This window comes from Mesorhizobium sp. WSM4806 (assembly GCF_055811635.1).
Window position 1 is genome coordinate 50,897 of record NZ_JBVVQZ010000010.1, and the last position, 20,105, is coordinate 71,001.

Sequence of the window (20,105 nt, forward strand, 5' to 3'; positions counted from 1 at the left end):
TGTCATGTCCTGGCTCAAAACCATACGTCGCAAGATTCGGCATCGAGACGATCGGAAAGGGGCGACCCCGCCTCCTTTCCCGACCATGTCCACGTTCTTCGGCATTGCGGCAGTCATGATCGTGATCTGGCTGCTGGCCTCCGGGCTTCCGCATCTTCGTTCGGCATCCGATCGATCGGTGCCGTCCAATAATATCGATACTGGAGCCACCAAATGAGCCAGTCCAAATCCGCTGTCATCATGGATGCCCGCATCCTGCTGCCCGCCATCAACGGCGCCTTCAGGAAACTCAACCCGCGCACCCTGATGCGCAATCCGGTGATGTTCGTCGTCGCCGTCGTCTCGGCGCTCACCTCAGTCCTGTTCGTCAAGGATCTCGTCACTGGTGGCGGCGATCTCGGCTTCTCGCTGCAGATCATCATCTGGCTGTGGTTCACCGTGCTTTTCGCCAACTTCGCCGAAGCGATCGCCGAAGGCCGAGGCAAGGCGCAGGCCGATTCGCTGCGCAAGGCTCGCACCGAGAGCCAGGCCAAGCTGTTGAGCGGCGACGACCGCACCACGTTCAAGCTGGTGCCCGGCACCAGCCTGAAGGTCGACGACGTGGTGCTCGTCGAGGCCGACGACATCATTCCATCGGACGGCGAGGTGATCGAAGGCGTCGCTTCGGTCAACGAGGCGGCGATCACCGGCGAATCCGCTCCGGTGATCCGTGAATCCGGCGGCGACCGTTCGGCGGTGACCGGCGGCACGCAGGTTCTGTCCGACTGGATCCGCGTGCGCATCACCGCGGCCTCCGGCCATACGTTCCTCGACCGTATGATCTCGCTGGTCGAAGGCGCTGCGCGCCAGAAGACGCCCAACGAGATCGCGCTGAACATCCTGCTCGTCGGCATGACACTGATCTTCGGGCTGGCGACGGCGACGATCCCGAGTTTCGCCTCCTATTCGGGCGGCACCATTTCGGTGACCGTCCTCGTCGCCCTGATCGTCACTTTGATCCCGACGACGATCGGCGCGCTGCTTTCGGCCATCGGCATCGCCGGCATGGATCGCCTGGTTCGGTTCAACGTGCTGGCGATGTCGGGCCGCGCGGTCGAAGCGGCGGGTGACGTCGACACGCTGCTGCTCGACAAGACCGGCACGATCACGCTCGGCAATCGCCAGGCGACGGCATTCCGCCCGGTCAAGGGCGTCACCGAGCAGGAGTTGGCCGACGCGGCGCAGTTGGCCTCGCTTGCCGATGAGACGCCGGAAGGCCGCTCGATCGTCGTGCTGGCGAAGGAGAAATACGCCATCCGTGCCCGCGACATGGCAACACTGCATGCCACTTTCGTGCCCTTCACCGCGCAAACCCGCATGAGCGGCGTCGACATCGATGGCTCTTCGGTTCGCAAGGGCGCGGTCGATTCGGTGCTCGCCCACGTCAATCAGTCGACCGTCGCCTCGCATGGCACGCGCCCCGGCAGCGACACCGTCCGCGATCTGCAGGCAATCGCCGACGACGTCGCCAAATCCGGCGGCACGCCGCTGGCGGTCGAGCGCGACGGACGCCTGCTCGGCGTCGTCCATCTCAAGGACATCATCAAGGGCGGCATCAGGGAGCGCTTCGCCGAACTGCGCAAGATGGGGATCCGCACGGTGATGATCACCGGCGACAACCCGATGACGGCGGCGGCGATCGCGGCGGAGGCCGGCGTCGACGATTTCCTTGCCCAGGCGACGCCCGAGGACAAGCTGAAGCTCATCCGCGACGAACAGGCCAAGGGCAAGCTCGTCGCCATGTGCGGCGACGGCACCAATGATGCGCCTGCCCTCGCGCAGGCCGATGTCGGCGTCGCCATGAACACCGGCACGGTCGCCGCGCGCGAAGCCGGCAATATGGTCGACCTCGACAGCGATCCGACCAAGCTGATCGAGATCGTGGAAATCGGCAAGGCGCTGCTGATGACGCGCGGCTCGCTGACGACCTTCTCCATCGCCAACGACGTGGCCAAGTATTTTGCCATCATCCCAGCCATATTCGCCGTCTTCTACATTGCGCCGGGGCAGACATCAGGCCCGCTGCAGGCGCTCAACATCATGCATCTGGCAACGCCGCAGAGCGCCATTCTCTCGGCCATCATCTTCAACGCACTGATCATCGTCGCGCTGATCCCGCTGTCGCTGAGAGGCGTCAGATATCGCGCGATCGGCGCGGCCGCGCTGCTCAGCCGCAACCTCCTTGTCTACGGCCTCGGCGGCATCATCGTCCCCTTCGTCGGCATCAAGGCGATCGACATGGCCATCACCGCGCTTGGCCTCGCATAAGGAATGAAGTCGATGCTCAAGCAAATCAGACCCGCCATCACCATGATCGTTTTCTTCACCATCCTCACCGGCCTGATCTATCCGATCGGCATGACCGGCATCGCCCAGGCCTTGTTCCCGCGCCAGGCCAATGGCAGCCTGATCGAGAGGGACGGCAAGGTCGTCGGCTCCGAACTGATTGGCCAGGCTTTTGCCAGCGAGCGCTATTTCCATGGCCGGCCGTCGGCTGCGGGCGACGGCTACGACGCCGCCGCTTCGAGCGGCTCGAATCTCGGGCCGACCAACCCCAGGCTGATCGACCGCGTCAAGAGCGATGCCGACAGGCTGAATGCGGAAAATCCGAACCAGAAGGTGCCGATCGATCTGGTCACGACTTCAGCCAGCGGCCTCGATCCGCATATCAGCCCCGAGGCCGCCTATTTCCAGGTCGCCAGGGTGGCCAGGGCCAGGGGCGCCGATGAAGCCAGTGTCAAGTCGCTTGTCGACAGCCATGTGGAGGACCGCGAGCTCGGCTTCATGGGAGAGCCTGTGGTCAATGTGCTGGCGCTTAACCTGGCGCTGGACGAGGCCATCAAGCAATGAATTGTGGGAAGCAATGAGTGGCAGGCTGGGGATCGACACCATCCCCGGCGCCATTCATGATCGATTGTGATGCCGGACGACAGAAGCAACGAAACCCGACCCTCACCCGACGCCCTGCTTGACCGTGCGGAGCGGGAGGCGCGCGGTCGTCTGCGGATTTTTCTGGGCGCAGCACCCGGTGTCGGCAAGACCTATGAAATGCTGATGTCGGGCCGTGCAAGATTGGCCGACGGAGTGGACGTGGTGATCGGCGTCGTCGAGACGCACGGCCGCAAGGAAACCCAGGTGCTGGTCGACGGCTATGAGGCGATTCCCCGTCATCGGGTCGAGTACAAGGGGCGCATCCTCGAGGAAATGGATCTCGATGCCATCCTTGCCCGGCGTCCGGCGCTGGTCCTCGTTGATGAGCTTGCCCATACCAACGCACCGGGCAGCCGCCATCCCAAGCGCTATCTCGACGTTCAGGAAATCCTGACGCACGGCATCGACGTCTACACCACGCTCAACATACAACATGTCGAAAGCCTGAACGATGTCGTGGCGCAGATCACGCGCGTCAGGGTGCGCGAGACGGTTCCAGACTCCATCATCGACCAGGCCGACGACATCGAGATCATCGATCTCACGCCCGACGACCTGATCAAGCGGCTCGAGGAAGGCAAGGTCTATATCCCCAGCACCGCCCGGCGCGCGATCGAGAATTATTTCTCGCCGGGCAATCTGACGGCGCTCAGGGAACTGGCGCTGCGCCGCACCGCCCAGCGCGTCGACGAGCAGTTGCTGACCCACATGCAGGCCCACGCCATACCCGGGCCCTGGGCGGCGGGGGAAAGGGTTCTCGTCTGCGTCGATGCGCGTCCGGGCGGGGCGGCCCGCGTCCGCTATGCGCGGAGATTGGCCGACCGGCTCCGCGCTCCCTGGACGGCGCTTCATGTCGATACCCCTCGTTCAGCCGCCATGTCCGAGGAGGAAAAGGATCGGCTCGCGACGCTGCTGCGCCTTGCCGAGCAGCTTGGCGCCGAAGTAACGACCATTCCAGGCCAGAACGTCGCGCAGGACATCGTTCGCCATGCGACCGCCAACAACTTCACCCATATCGTGATCGGCAGGCCGACCCGTTCGCGCTGGCGGGAATTGATCGAAGGCTCGCTCACTTATGATCTCATCCGCAATGCCGGCGACATCAGCGTCCATGTCATTTCGGGAAACGAACGCAACGACGAGGCGACGTCACGGACCGTAAAGGTGGCGGACGAGCAGTGGCAATTCGATATCTGGCCCTATCTCAAGGCCACGGCCTATGTTGCTGGCTCGCTCGCCTTCGCGGTCCTTCTCCACCAGTTCCTCGACGTCCGCAATCTGGCGATCATCTTTCTCATCGGGGTTCTGACGTCGGCGGTGACCGGCGGTCTCTGGCCGGCTTTGTATGCCTGCCTCATCAGCGCCATTGCCTTCAACTTTTTCTTCCTGGAACCACGCTACACGCTGACGATCCAGGACCCGGAGAGCATCGTGGCGCTGGCTGCCTTCCTGGTTGTTGCGGTCATTGCCAGCAATCTGACAGCGCGGGTGCAGCGACAGGCGGTCGCTGCCCGCGCGCGGGCACGCGCCACGGAAGATATCTATCTTTTCTCGAAGAAGCTCGCCGGCGCCGGCACGCTAGACGACGTGCTCTGGGCGACTGCCTTCCAGATCGCCTCGATGCTGAAGCTGCGCGTGGTGCTGCTGCTGCCGGAAGACGGCACGATCACCGTCAAGGCCGGTTACCCACCCGACGACACGCTGGCCGAGGCCGACATCGCGGCCGCCCGTTGGGCCTGGGAGCACGATCGCCCCGCAGGCCGCGGCGCAGACACGCTTCCCGGAGCAAGACGCCTGTATCTGCCGTTGCGGACCGGTCGCACCGCGGTCGGCGTCGTCGGCCTCGACAATGACAAGCAAGGCCCGTTGCTGACCCCCGAACAGAAGCGCCTGCTCGACGCGCTCGCGGATCAGGCGGCGGTCGCGATCGAGCGCATCCAGCTTGTTGCCGACGTCGACCGGGCCAGGCTCGAGGCCGAGGCGGACCGCCTGCGCTCGGCGCTGCTGACCTCGATTTCCCATGACCTGAAAACGCCGCTTGCCGCAATCATGGGCGCCGCCGGCACATTGCGGGAATTTGCGCCGGCGCTTCCCGAAACGGACCGGGCGGACCTGCTGTCGACCGTGCTCGACGAATCGGAGCGGCTGAACCGCTTCATCGCCAATCTGCTTGACATGACCAAGATCGAATCCGGTGCGATGGAGCCGAACTACGCGTTCCACTATGTCGGCGACATTGTCGGCACCGCCTTGCATCGAGCCAGAAAAATCATCGGCGAACACAAGACCGAAATGGACATTCCCACGGATCTGCCGATGCTGAGGGTCGACCCCGTCCTGTTCGAGCAAGCGCTGTTCAATCTCCTCGACAATGCCGCTAAATTTGCCCCGCCAGCTTCGACGATCCGCCTGCAGGGCTGGGCCGACAATGGTTCCGTCATGCTGCAGATCATGGACGAGGGGCCAGGCGTTCCGCCAGCGGATCTGGAGCGCATTTTCGACACGTTCCACCGGGTGCGCAAGGGCGATCAGGTCCGTGCCGGCACCGGGCTCGGGCTCTCGATCTGCCGTGGCTTCATCGAGGCGATGGGCGGGACCATTTCGGCGGCCAACAGGACCGACCGCCCGGGTGCGGTTTTTACCATCAGGATGCCGGTAGCGGCAGACCAACATGTGGGCGACCCCGGCATGGATGACCTGCCATGACGAACTTGCCATGACGAACCTGGACGTCAGGATTTTGGTCGTCGATGACGAACCGCCGATCCGCAAGCTGCTCCGCGTCGGCCTTGGCAGCCAGGGCTATGCGATCAGCGAGGCGCCGAACGCCAAGACGGCGATCGAACTCGTGGAGACGGAAAAGCCGGACCTGATCCTGCTCGATCTCGGCCTGCCCGGCATGGGCGGTCACGAATTGCTGCGCAAATGGCGGGACGACGGCCTGGATGTTCCCGTCGTCATCCTTTCCAGCCGCACCGACGAGGCCGGCATCGTCTCGGCACTTGATCTCGGCGCCGACGACTATATCACCAAGCCGTTCGGCATGAACGAGCTTGTCGCGCGCATCCGCGTGGCGCTCCGCCACAAGTTCCAGCAGCAAGGCGAGAAGCCGGTCTTCCACACCGGCGATCTCACGGTCGATCTGGTGAAGCGCATCGTCATGATCGAGGACAGGGAGATAAAGCTCTCGCCGAAGGAGTACGACATCCTGCGCATCCTCGTGCAGCACGCCGGCAAGGTTCTCACCCACCAGTTTCTTTTGAAGCAGGTCTGGGGCGATTCGACCGACGTGCAGTATCTCAGGGTCTATGTGCGGCAGCTCAGGCAAAAGATCGAGAAAACGCCCGACCAGCCGCGTTACATCACCACCGAAACCGGCGTAGGATACCGCCTGCGCGAAGTCGACTGAAGCGAGGGCCACGGGCGGGCCCGTCTAACCCCACTGAGGGGCGCGCGTCTACCATCAGCCGCCTGTTGCAGCTGATCCAGCGCTCCACAACCAAGCGTCCCGGTTGCACGGCGAAGCCGACTTGATCAGCTTTTCGTTTAACGATCTTGACAGCGATCGAGACGGCCCGGCCACACGGGTCCCTGATGTCCAAGATCGGCGAACAACCTTCGGTTAATGGCAATGGTCGACGCGAGGCGTTCGGGACCGGACCGGGCGCCGTCCCGATCTGGATGCCGGCGGCATGCGGGTAAAGGACGAGAGCCCGACCTCTTGCCGGCGGCATAGCCGCGGCCGCCACTCTCAACTCGTCACGGCCTGGCGCGCACGTCGCGCATCGCGAGAACGCGCATAATTGAATGTCACACTTGCTGGTTGCATTACAATATGAAATTTCGTGTTATCGCATCCCCACAAATTCTCTTTAACAAAATCATGGTTAACAGCTGCTTGCCGCAGGTTAGCCACAGTCGGCTTTTACCAAGCGTGATTGGGAAATTCTACAGCTTGGCGGGACCGTCCAAAAACGAAACAGTGGAGCGACGATCTAATGCCGCAACATAGCGCACATGAACAATATCTACTTGAACTTATCAACGCGGAGAGGGCTAAGGCCGGCGTGCAGCCGCTGGCCTTCGATAATGATCTCAGCGAGGCGGCTGAGGGGCACAGCAGATGGATGCTTGCAACCGACACCTTTTCTCACACGGGGTCGGGAGGGTCCTCGCCCACCCAGCGTATGAAGGCTGCCGGCTACACCCTAACGGGCTCCTGGGCGACAGGAGAGAACATCGCATGGGCTACGACCAGGTCACCGACGGGCTACAATGACGAGATTCTGCTCCTGCACAACAACCTGATGAACTCCCCGGGTCATCGTGCCAACATCCTCAACGGGAACTTCCGCGAGGTAGGTCTTGGATTCGAGGTTGGCGATTACCAGGGGCGCTCCAGCGGTTTCGTGGCGGAGAATTTCGCCAAGACCGGATCAGACCTGTTCCTGACCGGTGTGGCGATCGACGACAAGGACGGGGATAGGTTCTACGATCCCGGTGAAGGTCTATCCGGTCTCACCATCACAGCGAAGAGTTCGACGGGCGCGACGTTTACGACGAAGACCATGGGCGCCGGCGGCTACGACCTCGCGCTCAAGCCCGGCACCTACACAGTAACCTTCTCGGGGGCGGGCATCGAAGCTTCGACGCGCACCGTCTCTGTCGGGAGCAAGAACGTCAAACTCGATCTCGTCGATCCGAAGCAGGGAGCCGTCGCTGCCGTTCAGGATGAACCGGCGGCAGTTTCCGATCCGGCGCCGCAGCAGGAACCAACGCCAACGGCGCAAGCTGAGCCGGCCCCGACACCAACGGCGCAAGCTGAACCGGCCCCGACAACGCCGCCGGATTCTGGGCAGCCGAATTCTGGCTCCCAGTGGCTTGCAACCTTCTTCGGCAAACAGGGCGTAAACTTCCGGTCTGACCAGACCCTGGCCGAACATGAGGAGGCTGAAGGAACGCCTGGCACGGCTAAGGAGAGTGGTGCACAGGTGGCGCTTGACGGCGATAACATCGTGTTTCCACAACTCGGGAACGCTCGGGGCCAACTCGACGACGCTATCGAGCAGGTCCGGGACAATGCGTCGACCGCGCTAGCAAATGCGGGCGATCCGAGACCGGCTTTTGATTGGGCAGAGTATGCACATACGCAAGCGGGCGATGCCGACGCGCTGGCTGCGAAACTCATCGAGCAACTGTCTGCGCATAACAACAGCGTGATCGCCGATCAGGCCGCGTAGCCAATGCCGGACGATGCGGGCCTGCAGTTATGGGCCCGCATCGCCTGCTGACGCATGCGGTTGATCGAGGGGACATCAATGTCACAATCTGGTTCAGAGAAGCTCCGCCCGCCGAGGGCGAAGTCCGAATTGGCTGCCTGCCTGGCGCATTTCCGGCGCGCCTTTTTGGCGGTGGCGGCTTTCAGCGGCCTTATCAACGTGCTGATGTTGTCCGGCTCGGTGTTTATGCTGCAGGTCTACGACAGGGTCCTGCCCAGCCGTAGCGTGCCGACGCTGGTGGCTCTGGTCCTGCTGATTTCGATTCTATATGTTTTTCAAAGTGCACTCGACGCGATCCGCGGCCGGGTGCTGGCGCGTATCGGCAGCGGACTCGACGAGCGCCTGAGTGAGCGGACCTACCGCGTGATGTCGCAATTGCCCTTGGCCAGAGGCCGTTCGGGCGAGGGCATGCAGCCGGTGCGCGATCTCGATCAAATCGGCGGTTTCCTGGCCAGCGGTGGTCCCGCCACTCTTTTCGACCTGCCGTGGATGCCGCTTTATCTCGCGCTCTGTTTTGCCTTCCATCCTTGGCTCGGCCTGGCTGCGCTGATTGGGGCGATCCTGCTTTTGGCATTGACCGTGCTCACGGAGAAAACTGTCCGCCATCCAGCAACTGAAATGTCTGGATATGCCGGAGCGCGCAGCAATATCGCACTGGCAAGCATCCGCAATGCCGAGGTGCTCGAAGCGATGGGCATGAGATCCACGGTGGCCTCGCGCTGGGCGGAAGCAAACGGCAAATACAGGCGGGCGCAGATGCGCGCCAGCGATGTCACGGGTTCATTCGGCGCGCTCTCCCGCGGCTTTAGGATGCTGCTGCAATCAGTCGTTCTCGCGATCGGAGCGTATTTGGTGATCGGCCAGGAAGCCACGCCTGGCATCATCATCGCAAGTTCTATTCTCACCGCGCGAGCGCTGGCGCCAGTCGAACTCGCAATTGCGCACTGGAAGAACTTTCTTGCCGCTAGACAAGGCTGGCATCGGCTGAGCGAACTTTTCAGGGAGTTCCCCGCCACAGAGGATCGCTTGCAGCTGCCGCCGCCGCGGACCGAACTCTCGGTTGAAGGGATCGGCGTCGTTCCGCCAGGCGAGCGCCGTTTTGTTGTACAGGACATTACGTTTTCGCTGAGCGCCGGCTCCGCGCTCGGTGTCATCGGTCCGAGTGCATCGGGCAAATCGTCACTGGCGCGGGCGCTCGTCGGCGTCTGGCCGGCAGCGCGCGGCAAAATCCGCCTGGACGGCGCCGCCATCGAACAGTGGCCGGCTGAGGCACTGGGGGGGCACATCGGGTATCTGCCGCAAGATGTCGAACTTTTCGCAGGTACCATTGCTCAAAACATTGCCCGCTTTGATCCTTCTCCGGATCCGGCAACCATTATCGCGGCGGCCAAGACCGCGGGCATGCACGAAATGATCCTGCGCTTGCCTCGCGGATATCAGACCGAGATCGGCGAGGGCGGCGCATCGCTTTCAGCAGGACAGCGGCAGCGCATCGGACTGGCCCGCGCGCTTTATGGTGATCCTTTCCTCGTTGTTTTGGATGAACCGAACTCGAATCTGGACGCTGGAGGCGAGCAGGCTTTGACCCAGGCGATCCTTGCAGTCAAACAGCGGCACGGCGTGGTTGTCGTCATCGCCCATCGTCCAAGCGCCCTGGCGGCAGTGGACCTTTTACTTGTTCTCGACTCCGGCCGTCAGCACGCATTTGGGGCGAGGGATCTGGTCGTCGGGGGCACGACGCGGAGTGCCTCCGTGGGAACGCTTCAAGCAGTTGCCCCGGAGGAAAAGGCATCAGGATGACGTTATTTCATGATCGATCGTTCTTTGGCGCGCGTAACGGCGTGAGGGGGATGATTCCGCATATTCGTGCCGGAGCGAGCCATCTGGCCGGCGTCAAGGGCAAAATCGGCGGGCTGCTGTTCGTTCGGGCTAACCTCCCTACCGATGTGCGATCGCAGCCGACGCAGAACGACTTATCCCTTCGCCGGTATATGCTTCTTGGCGCCGCAACCGTGGCGCTGCTTGTCGGCGGCCTTGGTGCATGGGCCGCAACGACGGAATTGTCAGGCGCCGTCATCGCTACCGGCCATATCGCAGTGGAATCCAACGTCAAGGCGGTTCAGCATCCAAGTGGCGGCGTTGTGGGTGAGATCAACGTGCGCAACGGCGATGAAGTCAGAGCAGGCGATATTTTGCTCCGTCTCGACGACACGCTTACACGCGCCAATCTCGCCGTCATAACCAATACCCTGGACGAACTCTCGGCGCGGGAGGCACGCCTCACAGCGGAGCGTGAGGGTGCCGAGGCGATAGCCTTTTCCGAGGATCTCACCAGCCGCTCCTCTGTTGGACATGTGGCGCGTGTGATCGGCGGGGAGCAGAAACTTTTCGCTTTGCGCCGGGGAGCTTACCGTGCCCAAATCGAGCAACGCAGGCAACGGGTGAGCCAGCTCAAGGAGGAGATAGCGGGCCTCGAGGCACAAAGGGCGGCCAAGGAGCACGAGATTGCGTTGGTCCGCGACGAGATCAAGGGCGTCAGGGGCCTTTGGGAAAAGAAACTCGTCCAGCGGTCGCGACTCCTGGACCTGGAGCGGGGCGAGGCTCAGATCGAGGGAGGGCGCGGCCAACTCGTCGCTGCGATAGCCGAAGCGAACGGCAGAATCAGCGAAACAGAAATGGCCATCATCCAGATCCAGCAGGATTGGCGCAGCGAGGTCGCGAAAGAATTACGCGAAACGGAGGCTCGAACCACAGAATTGGCAGAGCGAAAGATCGCCGCGGAGGAATTGCTTAGACAGACCGATATTCGTTCACCCCAGAACGGACGGGTGCATCAGCTTGCGATCCATACGGTCGGCGGCGTCGTCACGACCGGCGAGCCAATTATGATGATTGTCCCGACCGCTGACGAATTGACTGTGGACGCACGCATCGCGCCTCAAGACATCGATCAGGTCCAGCCCGGCCAGCTTGTCCATCTGCGGCTGTCGGCGTTCAGCCAGCAGGTCACGCCGGAACTCGAAGGACATGTAGCAACGGTTTCTCCCGACCTCGTCGAAGACGAGCGGAACGGACTATCCTACTACAGCGTGCGGATCAGGCTTGACGAAGGCAAGCTTGGCTCGTTGGATCCGGAAAGCCTCAAGCCGGGCATGCCGGTGGAGGCGTTCATGCGCACGACCGATCGCACCGTCATCTCGTTTCTGATGAAGCCATTGACCGACCAGATCAGCCGCGCATTCCGCGAATAGTCGCGCAGCTGGGCTATCGCCGTGCCGTGGCCAAAGGCTCCGGGGAACGCAGCGCCGCCCGTGCCGCGATTTTCAACTGTGCGATGTTGCGGTTCAAATTATCCAATCCAGGCCTGAAAGGCATGGAACTGCAGGATGCCCTCCAGCTTCTTGTCGTCGGCCTCGTATTGGTGCCCTTTGCCAGCACACATCGGTCGACGGGCTTTGCGCCCTGACTGGCTAGTCAGCCAATTCCGCTCCGGCGTGGGGTTTTAATCCATGGCATCATCAGACAAACGCCCTATATAATCGCAAGGTTCTGTTTCGTAAGGGAATGGATGGATGTCGCCGCTTCGCCTTTCGACGATCTTGATGTCGGCAACCCTGGCAACAGCGATGCTGTCGGGCGCGGCTGTCTCCGCGCAGAACGTCGCTCCCGCCAATCGCAAAACCGTGGTCCTGCAAGGCGAATTGCAGATGCTGGAGAACAGGCTGCGACGGCAGCAATTTCAGCAGCAGCAACAGCAGTTCCGTGCCCAGGATCGCGTGGTCGTGCCGCAACGGCCAGATGTGCCGCAGATGGCGCCTACTTGCCAGTTGCGGCGATCGGGCAGCCGCTTCATCAGCGTCTGCCGCTGATGGCCCGGCGTTTTCATTTATTTAGCTGATATGCTTGAACGCCGCTCTACTTAAAGTAGCATCAAAGGCGGTTTTGATTTCGCAACGTGCCTTTGCGCTTGGGCACTGCCCTGATTGGATCGTCGGCAATGGCAGCCACCAAGAAGAAGGTCGTGCGCAAGGCGAGGAAGGGCGAGCGGATCCGCCAGGTCGCGGCAATTCCCTTTCGGCTGGGCAGGCATGGCGGCGTCGAGGTGATGCTGGTCACCTCGATATCGACAAGGCGCTTTATCGTGCCCAAGGGCTGGCCGATGAAGGGCAAGAGTGGGCGCAAGGCAGCCACCATCGAAGCGCGGGAGGAAGCCGGCGTCCTCGGCAAGACGCTGAAGCAGCCGGCCGGCACCTATTCCTACTGGAAGCGGCTGACGAACCGCTTCGTCCGCGTCGACGTCACCGTCTACCTGCTGGCGGTGACGGAGGAACTGGCCAACTGGCAGGAAGCCAAAAGGCGGCAGCGGGCATGGCTGGCGCCGGAAGACGCAGCCGTGCTTATCGACGAGCCCGAACTTTCAACGCTGCTGAAGAACTTGAAAATTCCCCAGCCAGCGCCCGCTGGCGAACTTGAACCAAGGTCTCATTTGGCGTCGTCCTCTCCCTGAGGGAAAGACCGGACCGGCGTGCCGGTATAGGCCCACAACCATTCGCGCGGCAGTGGTCCTTTGTTGCGGTCGCTCTGTTGCGACTGTTCCCACGCATGCGCCAAGATGCCGACCGAGCGCGACAGCACGAAAAGGCCACGTGTCAGCGGCGGCGGAAAGCCGAGCTCGCCATAGATGACGGCGGTGGCGCCGTCGATGTTGAGCGGGATCTTCTTGCCCTTGCGCCGCGCGACCTCGGCCTCAACAGCCTCGGCGATGTCGGCGAAACGTCCGCTGACGACGCCGCGCGCGGCAAAATCGCGGGTCAGCTCGATGAGACGCGGCGCCCGCGGATCGACCGGGTGGAAGCGATGGCCGAGCCCCGGCACATAGGATTTTTCCTCGGCGAAGAAGCGATCGAGCCGCGACGCGACGGCATCGGCAAGCGTCACGCCTGCGTCCAGTGCCGCGGCGATGTCGCCGTAGAAGGCAAGCGCCTGCTCGCCGGCGCCGCCATGCACGTCGCCAAGCACATTGATGGCTGAAGCCATGGCGCTGTTGATGCCGACGCCGCAGGTGGCCGCCATGCGGGCAATGGCGATCGACGGCGCCTGCGGCCCGTGGTCGACGGCCGCCCCCAGCGCGATACCGAGCAGCGCCGCCTGCTCCTCGCCAGGCAGTTCGCCGCGCAGCATCAGCCAGATCATCGCCGGAAAGCTGACGCGGCCGATCAGGTCCTGGATCTCATAGCCACGCAGCCGGATCACGCCAGGGCGCATTTCGATGATATCGGTCTGCCACCATTCCTCACCGCGCTCGCGGCCGGTTTTTTTCTCAACGTTGCTCATGTTCTCGCGTCGCTCATGCCTGCGCCCTTTTCTTGACGCGCGGCGGCAGACTGGCAAACACCTCGTCCATATGCTCGCCCAGCGCCGGCGGCGGCTTGGTCGGCAACGGTGCTGCACCATCGACCATGAACCCGCCGCGCACGACGGTCAGCGGTCGGTCGATGTTCGGCATGCTATCGAAACGGGTGGTCATGTCGCGCTCGATCACTTGCTGCTCGGCCAGCACCTGCGGGATCGTCAGCACCCTGCCCGCCGGCACGCCTGCGCGATTGAGCGTCTCCTCCCAGGCCGCGGCCGAGCTGTTCGCCAGGGCATCCTCGATCAGCGCCTTCAAGGCGATGCGGTTGCGCTTGCGCGTCTCGCGCTCGGCAAAGCGCGGGTCCGACGCCAGCTCCGGCAGCCCGACCAGCCGGCAGAGCGTGACGAACTGCTCCTGCTTGTTGGCGGCGATGTTGAGCAGACCGTCGCCGGTGCGAAACGTGCCGGAAGGTGCCGCCGTCATGTTCTCGTTGCCCATCGGCTGCGGCTCGACGCCTGCCGTCAGATAGTTGGAAACCGGCCAGCCCAGCGCGGAAAGCGTGCATTCGAGCATCGACACGTCGAGGAAAGCGCCCTCGCCTGTCGTCTTCTGCTTCACAAGTGCCGCCGTGATGGCGAACGCCCCGACCAGCCCACCCAGCGTGTCGGCGACGGGGTATCCGACACGCAGCGGCGCGGTCTGCGCTGTGCCGGTGATGCTCATGATGCCCGAAAGACCCTGGATGATCTGGTCGTAGGCCGGATTGTCGCGCATCGGCCCGGTCTGGCCGAAGCCCGAAATCGCGCAATAGACAAGACTGGGGCGGACCTCTTTCAGCCTGGCATAGCCGAGCCCCAGCCGATCCATCACGCCGGGGCGGAAATTCTCGACCAGCGCGTCGGCGGAGGCGACCAGATCGAGGAAGCGTTCGCGATCGGCCTCTTTCTTGAGATCGAGCACCACCGATCGTTTGCCGGCGTTCTGCGCCAGGAACGAAGCGCCCATGCCGGTGCTGTTGAGTTCCGGCGAGCCGCCGAGCTGGCGCGCCAGATCGCCGCCTTGCGGCGCCTCGACCTTGATCACATCGGCCCCGAGCAGCGCCAGCTGATAGGCACAGTAGGGGCCAGCCAGAACATTGGTCAGGTCGAGGACGCGGATGCCGGACAGCAGATCGGTCATGATGTCACAAACAGGTCAGGCATCGCCCGGCACGTGTTCCGGTCCACGCATGCGGCGGCGTTCGATGTAAGCGTAGACATGCGGCCCGATCAGCCCGATGAACGCCAGCGTCAGCAGTGTCAGCGACAGCGGATGTTTGTAGAACACCGACCAGTCGCCGTTCGAGATGGTCATCGCGCGGCGGAACTGCGTTTCGGCGAGCGGCCAGAGGATCATGCCGATGATGACCGGCGCCGTTGGAAAATCGAAGCGCCGCATCAGGAACCCGGCCCCGCCGAGCAGATAGAGGATCACGAGGTCGGTCGGCGATTGAGAAATACCGTAGGTGCCGACCGTGGCGAACACCAGGATGCCGGCATAGAGCTGCGGCGGCGGGATTTTCAGCAGCCGCACCCACAACCCGATCAGCGGCAGGTTGAGGATGACGAGAATGATGTTGGCGATGAACAGGCTGGCGATCAGCCCCCAGACCAGATTGGCCTGCGTCATGAACAGCATCGGCCCGGGATTGATGCCATAGCTTTGGAAGGCCGACAGCATGATCGCGGCCGTCGCCGAGGTCGGCAACCCAAGCGTCAGCATCGGCACCAGCACGCCGGCGGCCGATGCGTTGTTGGCGGCTTCCGGCCCGGCAACGCCTTCGATGGCGCCGACTGTGCCGAACTCCTCCTTGTGTTTGGAGAGCTTTTTCTCGATTGCATAGGACAGAAAGGTCGGGATTTCGGCGCCGCCGGCCGGCAGCGCGCCGATCGGGAAGCCGAGCAGGGCGCCGCGCAGCCAAGCCTTCCACGAGCGTGCCCATTCGGCCGCCGTCATATAGAGCGAGCCCTTCAGCGGCACGATCTCGTCCTTGCCGGCATAGCGGCGCGAGGCCATGTAGAACGTCTCGCCGACCGCAAAGAGGCCGACGGCGACGACGATCACGTCGACGCCATCGAGCAATTGGCTCATGCCGAAGGTGAAGCGCGGTTGCCCGGTCTGCAGGTCGACGCCGATCATGCCGATGACGAAGCCGATGAACAGGCTGGTCAGGCCACGAACCGACGACGAGCCGAGCACCGCCGAAACCGTGATGAAGGCCAGCACCATCAGCGAGAAATATTCGGCCGGGCCGAAAGACAGGGCGAATTTGACGACGACCGGGGCCAGGAAGGCGACGCCCAGCGTGCCGAGTGTACCGGCGACGAAGGAGCCGATCGCCGAAGTGGCAAGTGCCGCGCCGCCGCGGCCGGAACGGGCCATCCTGTTGCCTTCCAGCGCAGTGACGATGGTCGCGCTTTCACCCGGCGTGTTGAGCAGGATCGATGTCGTCGAACCGCCATACATGGCGCCGTAATAGATGCCGGCAAACAGGATGAAGGACGCTTCCGGCGCCACCTGGTAGGTGATCGGCAAAAGCAGCGCGATGGTCAGTGCCGGTCCGAGGCCGGGCAGCACACCGATCGCTGTCCCCAGTGTCGTACCGAGCAGGCACCACATGAGATTGACCGGCGTGAAAGCGACCGAAAATCCGTGCGCGAGATGGCCAAGCGTTTCCATGGCTTCAGCCTCTCAACATACGGATAATCGAATCGAGACCCGTGTTCAGCTGGTTCTCGATGAAGCCGGCGCCGATGTTGACGCCGAGCGCCCTGGCGAAGCCGAAATAGGCGGCAAGCGCCAGGATCAGGCCGAGCAGCACGTCACGGAGCGGATGTCTGCTGCCGAATCCGTGGCAGATGAGAACGAACATGATCACCGAGGCTGCGGTGAAGCCAAGCGGCTGGATCAGAACAAGATTCGCGACCAGTCCGACGGCGACGATGCCCATCGCCTTCCAGTCGGTCGGGGTTTCCTTTTCTTCTTCCGGCTGCCAGCCGCCCCGCAGTGCGGCGACGATCAGCAGCAGGGAAAGGATCGTCATGCCGACCATGGTGATGTAGGGGAAGACGGTCGGGCCGACCTTGGAGTAGAGCGGCGACACCGGAATCGACAGAGTCTGCCAGGCCACTGCGCCGGCGCAGGCAAGAAGCCCGATGCCGATCAGCAATTCGGGCACGGCAAGGCGCGGCCGCGCCGCCTGCTGGTCGCTGGTGCTCATGATCATCCTCCCTGGATAGCCGGTCTCCCACGGCCGACCTCATCGCAGTTTCACTCGCGCCGGATCGTATGTCCATGCGGCTGGCGAACATCGGAAAGGGGCAGTGCAGACCGCCCCTCTCCGGGGACATCAGGCAAGGCCGAGGTCCTTGAGGATGGCTGCGATCCTAGCCGTGTCTTCGGTGAGAAATTTCGCGTAGTCGTCGCCGGTGAGCAGGATCTGCGTCCAGTTGCGGTTTTTGCATTCGGTGGCCCAGGCTTCGCTTTTGGCCATCGTCTCGACCAGCGTGATCATCGCCGCCTTGTCGGCGTCGGAAACGCCCGGCGGTGCGAAGACGCCGCGCCAGTTGAACAGTTCAACATCGATGCCGGCTTCCTTCATCGTCGGTGCGTCGATGCCTTCCTGGCGCTTGTCCGCGGAAATGGCAAGCAGCCGAAGCGCGCCTGCCTTGACCTGTTCGGAGAACTCGCCGTAGCCGGAGATGCCGGCCGCGACCTGGTTGCCGAGAAGCGCCGACAATGCCTCGCCGCCGCCGGCGAACGGCACGTAGGAGAGGTTGGCTGCCGGAACACCGGCCGTCTTGGCGATAAGGCCGAACAATATGTGGTCCGAGCCGCCGGCCGAACCGCCAGCCACCGGCACTTTGGTCGGATCGGCCTTGAGGGCGGCGACGAAATCCGCTGCTGTCTTGAACGGCGAAGCCGCCGGCACCACCAGCGCCTCGAATTCGCCGGTGAGGCGGGCGATCGGCGTGACCTCGGTGAGATTATTGGCCGATTTGTTGGCGATGATGGCGCCAACCATGACCATGCCGGCAACCATCAGCGAATTGCCCTTGCCGTTCCACTGGCTGATGAATTGCGGCAGGCCGACTGTGCCGCCGGCGCCGCCGACATTGGTGATCTGCGAACCGGAGATCAGCCTCTCACTGCGCAGCACCTGGTCCATCGTGCGCGCCGTCTGGTCCCAGCCGCCGCCGGGCGCTGCCGGCACAAAGATCTGGATCTGCGGTGCGTCCTGCGCGAAAGCGGGCGAGAGATGCAACGCTGCGAAACCGGCGGCGCCGGCAGCGGCGGTGCTCGTTAAAAATCTGCGTCTGTTCAGCATGGGGTTCCTCCAATCACGACACCTCCTCCGGTGCCTGCCAGCAACGTAGCCTGAATTCAGACCCGCTCGACAAAAATTCATGCAGTCTTTGCATCGTTCTGTCAACCGGAATGGCATTCTGCTGGACAGAACTTTCCGGATGCGGCACAATTGTTCCGATCGGCCCTTCTGTCCAACTGGGAACGCAACGACGTGGTCAAGCGGACAACCGTAACACAATCCAAGCCTGCGTCGACCAACGGCGTTGCCGCGCTCGATCGTGCGATCGCCATCCTCGACGCTTTCGCTGCTGCCGAGCACTCGCTCAGCCTGGCCGAAATCGCGGCGCGCACCGGCCTCTACAAGAGCACGATCCTGAGGCTGGCGAACTCGTTGCTGCGCGGGCAATTGCTGGAGCGTCTCGACGACGGCCGCTACCGTGTCGGCCCTGCCACCTTTCGGCTGGGCGCCCTATACCAGCGTTCGGTGGTGGCGATCGACATCCTGCTGCCGATCATGCGCGATCTGGCCGAGCGAAGCTGGGAAAGCGTCGCTTTCTATGTCCGTTCGGGCGACGTGCGCACCTGTCTTTACCGCGTCGAGTCCAAGCATCCCATCCGCTACACCATCCGGGAAGGCGACGTGCTGCCCCTGCTGGCCGGCACAGGCGGCCGCGTGCTTGCGGCGTTTTCCGGTCAGCAGGGCGAACCATACGAGACGATCCGCAAAACCTACCATTGTTTGTCGGTCGGCGATCGCGACCCCGAGACGGCGGGCGTCTCGGCACCAGTGTTCGGGCCGGGGCACATCCTGCTCGGTGCGTTGACGCTGTCCGGCCCGAGCACGCGCGTCGACGCGGCCTTTCTGCAGCGCATGAAAAATCCGCTGATCGAGGCGGCCGCGCGCGCCACCCGCGCTTTCGGCGAAGACGCCTCGATGCTCGAACAGGCGGCCCTAAAGGCCGAAGCGGAAGGCCCGGTGCTGAAGCGGCAGGCCTAGAAAGCCTCGATTCGGCCCGATCAGAACCACCGGATGACAGGCCGCAACCCCCTAGGGCTGCCGTTCCAGCAGGATCGTCGCGTCGTCGTGATAGGTGGTCCGCAACACTTCGCTGTAGCCGCATTTGGCCGCGACGCTCAGCGAAGCGGAGTTTTCCGGATCGATGATGCAGACAGTCCTTGCACGCCCGAATGCCTCGTCGCCCCAGGCGAGAGCCCGTCCGACGACTTCGCTGGCGAACCCTTGGCCATGTGCGCTCGGGGCCAGCGCCCAACCGGCTTCAGGAACGCCTTCGATCGACGGCACCATGTCGCGCTTCAGATCGTGGAAACCGGCCTCGCCGATGAAACGGCCGGATGCCTTGTCCTCGATCGCCCAGAAGCCGTAGCCCAGCAGCGACCACAGGCCGGCATGACGCAGGAAGCGCATCCAGCTTTCCTCGCGCGTGCGCGGCTTGCCGCCGATGAAGCGGGTGACGTCCGGATCGGCCCACATGGCAACATAGGCATCGAAATCATCGAGCTGGTGTGGCCGCAAGATGGTTCGCTTCGTCTCGATGACCGGTGCACTGGCTGCTCCTGGATTTCCCATAACTCTGCCTCGCGGCGCATGATCGCCGAAAAACCGCCTCCGAAACGATCATGCGCAAATTCAAAGTGTTTCTTTGCCGGTGCCTCATGCATGTCGCCCAAATGTCCAACAAGAGCCAGGACAGGGCAGATCATCTTCCAGCGCGAGAAACGAGGTCGAGGCGCTTCGACCGCGGGAAACTGTGACCTGACAAGCGCGATTTCAGCCGCGCCACGGCATGTTCATGTAGACGCCGCCACGCTTCAATTCGTCCAGCATCTGGTCGAGCCGCTTGTGTCTTGTCTCGGGGCGTTTGGCACGAGCGATCCAGCCGAGATAGTCGTTCTTCTGATAATCCGGTCTGTCATCATAGGCCGCCATCAAACCCTGCTTTGTCAAAGCGGTTCGGATGTCGTCCGGCATTGGGTTCAAGGCGCGTTTCAGTCTGGACATGGTCAAAATTTAGGCTGTCAGGATTTGGCGTCAACGTAGTCGCGAACTCCAGCTCCGGCATGGCAATCTTGCCGAACGATGCTACCCTTCGCATGAATTGATTCACGTCCGCTGTGCCGTCCGACGGAGGGAAAAG

The 20,105-nt window shown here is 62.9% G+C and carries 18 protein-coding genes; 11 read left to right on the plus strand and 7 right to left on the minus strand.

The window, feature by feature from the left end; genetic code table 11:
- Positions 1 to 4 precede the first annotated feature (4 nt).
- The 10 genes from AC0L2M_RS16670 to AC0L2M_RS16715 all read left to right on the plus strand — a co-directional run bounded on the left by AC0L2M_RS16670 (position 5) and on the right by AC0L2M_RS16715 (position 12,756).
- Complete coding sequence (locus AC0L2M_RS16670) at positions 5 to 217, plus strand: hypothetical protein (protein ID WP_473535396.1); 213 nt, start codon at positions 5 to 7, stop codon at positions 215 to 217.
- A complete protein-coding gene (kdpB, locus tag AC0L2M_RS16675) occupies positions 214 to 2,307 on the plus strand; it encodes a potassium-transporting ATPase subunit KdpB (RefSeq protein WP_473535397.1) in 2,094 nt (697 codons plus the stop codon). The genes AC0L2M_RS16670 and kdpB overlap by 4 nt, the downstream gene beginning before the upstream one ends.
- A gap of 12 nt (positions 2,308 to 2,319) precedes the next feature.
- Complete coding sequence (gene kdpC, locus AC0L2M_RS16680; RefSeq protein ID WP_023797475.1) at positions 2,320 to 2,889, plus strand: potassium-transporting ATPase subunit KdpC; 570 nt, start codon at positions 2,320 to 2,322, stop codon at positions 2,887 to 2,889.
- Between the two features lie 69 nt (positions 2,890 to 2,958).
- Positions 2,959 to 5,676 carry a DUF4118 domain-containing protein gene (locus AC0L2M_RS16685; RefSeq protein WP_473535398.1) on the plus strand — a complete coding sequence of 906 codons (2,718 nt, stop codon included), beginning with the start codon at positions 2,959 to 2,961 and terminating at the stop codon, positions 5,674 to 5,676.
- Between the two features lie 10 nt (positions 5,677 to 5,686).
- Complete coding sequence (locus AC0L2M_RS16690; RefSeq protein WP_077379451.1) at positions 5,687 to 6,379, plus strand: response regulator transcription factor; 693 nt, start codon at positions 5,687 to 5,689, stop codon at positions 6,377 to 6,379.
- A gap of 589 nt (positions 6,380 to 6,968) precedes the next feature.
- On the plus strand, positions 6,969 to 8,210 hold the full coding sequence (locus tag AC0L2M_RS16695; protein ID WP_473535399.1) for a CAP domain-containing protein: 1,242 nt from the start codon (positions 6,969 to 6,971) through the stop codon (positions 8,208 to 8,210).
- 78 nt (positions 8,211 to 8,288) lie between these two features.
- Complete coding sequence (locus AC0L2M_RS16700) at positions 8,289 to 10,049, plus strand: type I secretion system permease/ATPase (protein WP_473535400.1); 1,761 nt, start codon at positions 8,289 to 8,291, stop codon at positions 10,047 to 10,049.
- A complete protein-coding gene (locus AC0L2M_RS16705; RefSeq protein ID WP_473535401.1) occupies positions 10,046 to 11,500 on the plus strand; it encodes an HlyD family type I secretion periplasmic adaptor subunit in 1,455 nt (484 codons plus the stop codon). Before AC0L2M_RS16700 ends, AC0L2M_RS16705 begins: the two co-directional genes overlap by 4 nt.
- 321 nt (positions 11,501 to 11,821) lie before the next feature.
- Positions 11,822 to 12,118, plus strand: coding sequence for a hypothetical protein (locus AC0L2M_RS16710; RefSeq protein WP_473523542.1), 297 nt, complete (start codon positions 11,822 to 11,824; stop codon positions 12,116 to 12,118).
- A 128-nt stretch (positions 12,119 to 12,246) separates the two neighbouring features.
- On the plus strand, positions 12,247 to 12,756 hold the full coding sequence (locus tag AC0L2M_RS16715; RefSeq protein WP_128173503.1) for an NUDIX hydrolase: 510 nt from the start codon (positions 12,247 to 12,249) through the stop codon (positions 12,754 to 12,756).
- Here AC0L2M_RS16715 and AC0L2M_RS16720 read toward each other — a convergent pair.
- The 5 genes from AC0L2M_RS16720 to AC0L2M_RS16740 all read right to left on the minus strand — a co-directional run bounded on the left by AC0L2M_RS16720 (position 12,732) and on the right by AC0L2M_RS16740 (position 17,968).
- Entirely contained in the window at positions 12,732 to 13,583 is an 852-nt protein-coding gene (locus AC0L2M_RS16720; protein WP_023797466.1) for a citryl-CoA lyase, read from the minus strand. The two genes, AC0L2M_RS16715 and AC0L2M_RS16720, sit on opposite strands and share 25 nt — an antisense overlap.
- Positions 13,584 to 13,596: 13 nt before the next feature.
- Positions 13,597 to 14,781, minus strand: coding sequence for a CaiB/BaiF CoA transferase family protein (locus AC0L2M_RS16725; RefSeq protein WP_287196178.1), 1,185 nt, complete (start codon positions 14,779 to 14,781; stop codon positions 13,597 to 13,599).
- A 15-nt stretch (positions 14,782 to 14,796) separates the two neighbouring features.
- Complete coding sequence (locus AC0L2M_RS16730) at positions 14,797 to 16,320, minus strand: tripartite tricarboxylate transporter permease (RefSeq protein WP_473535402.1); 1,524 nt, start codon at positions 16,318 to 16,320, stop codon at positions 14,797 to 14,799.
- Between the two features lie 4 nt (positions 16,321 to 16,324).
- Positions 16,325 to 16,861 carry a tripartite tricarboxylate transporter TctB family protein gene (locus AC0L2M_RS16735; RefSeq protein ID WP_023797463.1) on the minus strand — a complete coding sequence of 179 codons (537 nt, stop codon included), beginning with the start codon at positions 16,859 to 16,861 and terminating at the stop codon, positions 16,325 to 16,327.
- 129 nt (positions 16,862 to 16,990) lie between these two features.
- Entirely contained in the window at positions 16,991 to 17,968 is a 978-nt protein-coding gene (locus AC0L2M_RS16740) for a Bug family tripartite tricarboxylate transporter substrate binding protein (RefSeq protein WP_473532021.1), read from the minus strand.
- Between the two features lie 192 nt (positions 17,969 to 18,160).
- Here AC0L2M_RS16740 and AC0L2M_RS16745 point away from each other — a divergent pair, with 192 nt between their 5' ends.
- On the plus strand, positions 18,161 to 18,946 hold the full coding sequence (locus AC0L2M_RS16745) for an IclR family transcriptional regulator (RefSeq protein WP_128169896.1): 786 nt from the start codon (positions 18,161 to 18,163) through the stop codon (positions 18,944 to 18,946).
- A gap of 51 nt (positions 18,947 to 18,997) precedes the next feature.
- Here the strand turns inward: AC0L2M_RS16745 and AC0L2M_RS16750 are convergent, their stop codons facing one another.
- Both AC0L2M_RS16750 and AC0L2M_RS16755 read right to left on the minus strand, forming a co-directional pair.
- A complete protein-coding gene (locus AC0L2M_RS16750; protein ID WP_128169895.1) occupies positions 18,998 to 19,537 on the minus strand; it encodes a GNAT family N-acetyltransferase in 540 nt (179 codons plus the stop codon).
- Between the two features lie 201 nt (positions 19,538 to 19,738).
- Positions 19,739 to 19,969, minus strand: a complete 231-nt coding sequence (locus AC0L2M_RS16755) for a YdeI/OmpD-associated family protein (RefSeq protein WP_287319468.1) — start codon at positions 19,967 to 19,969, stop codon at positions 19,739 to 19,741.
- Positions 19,970 to 20,105: the final 136 nt, after the last annotated feature.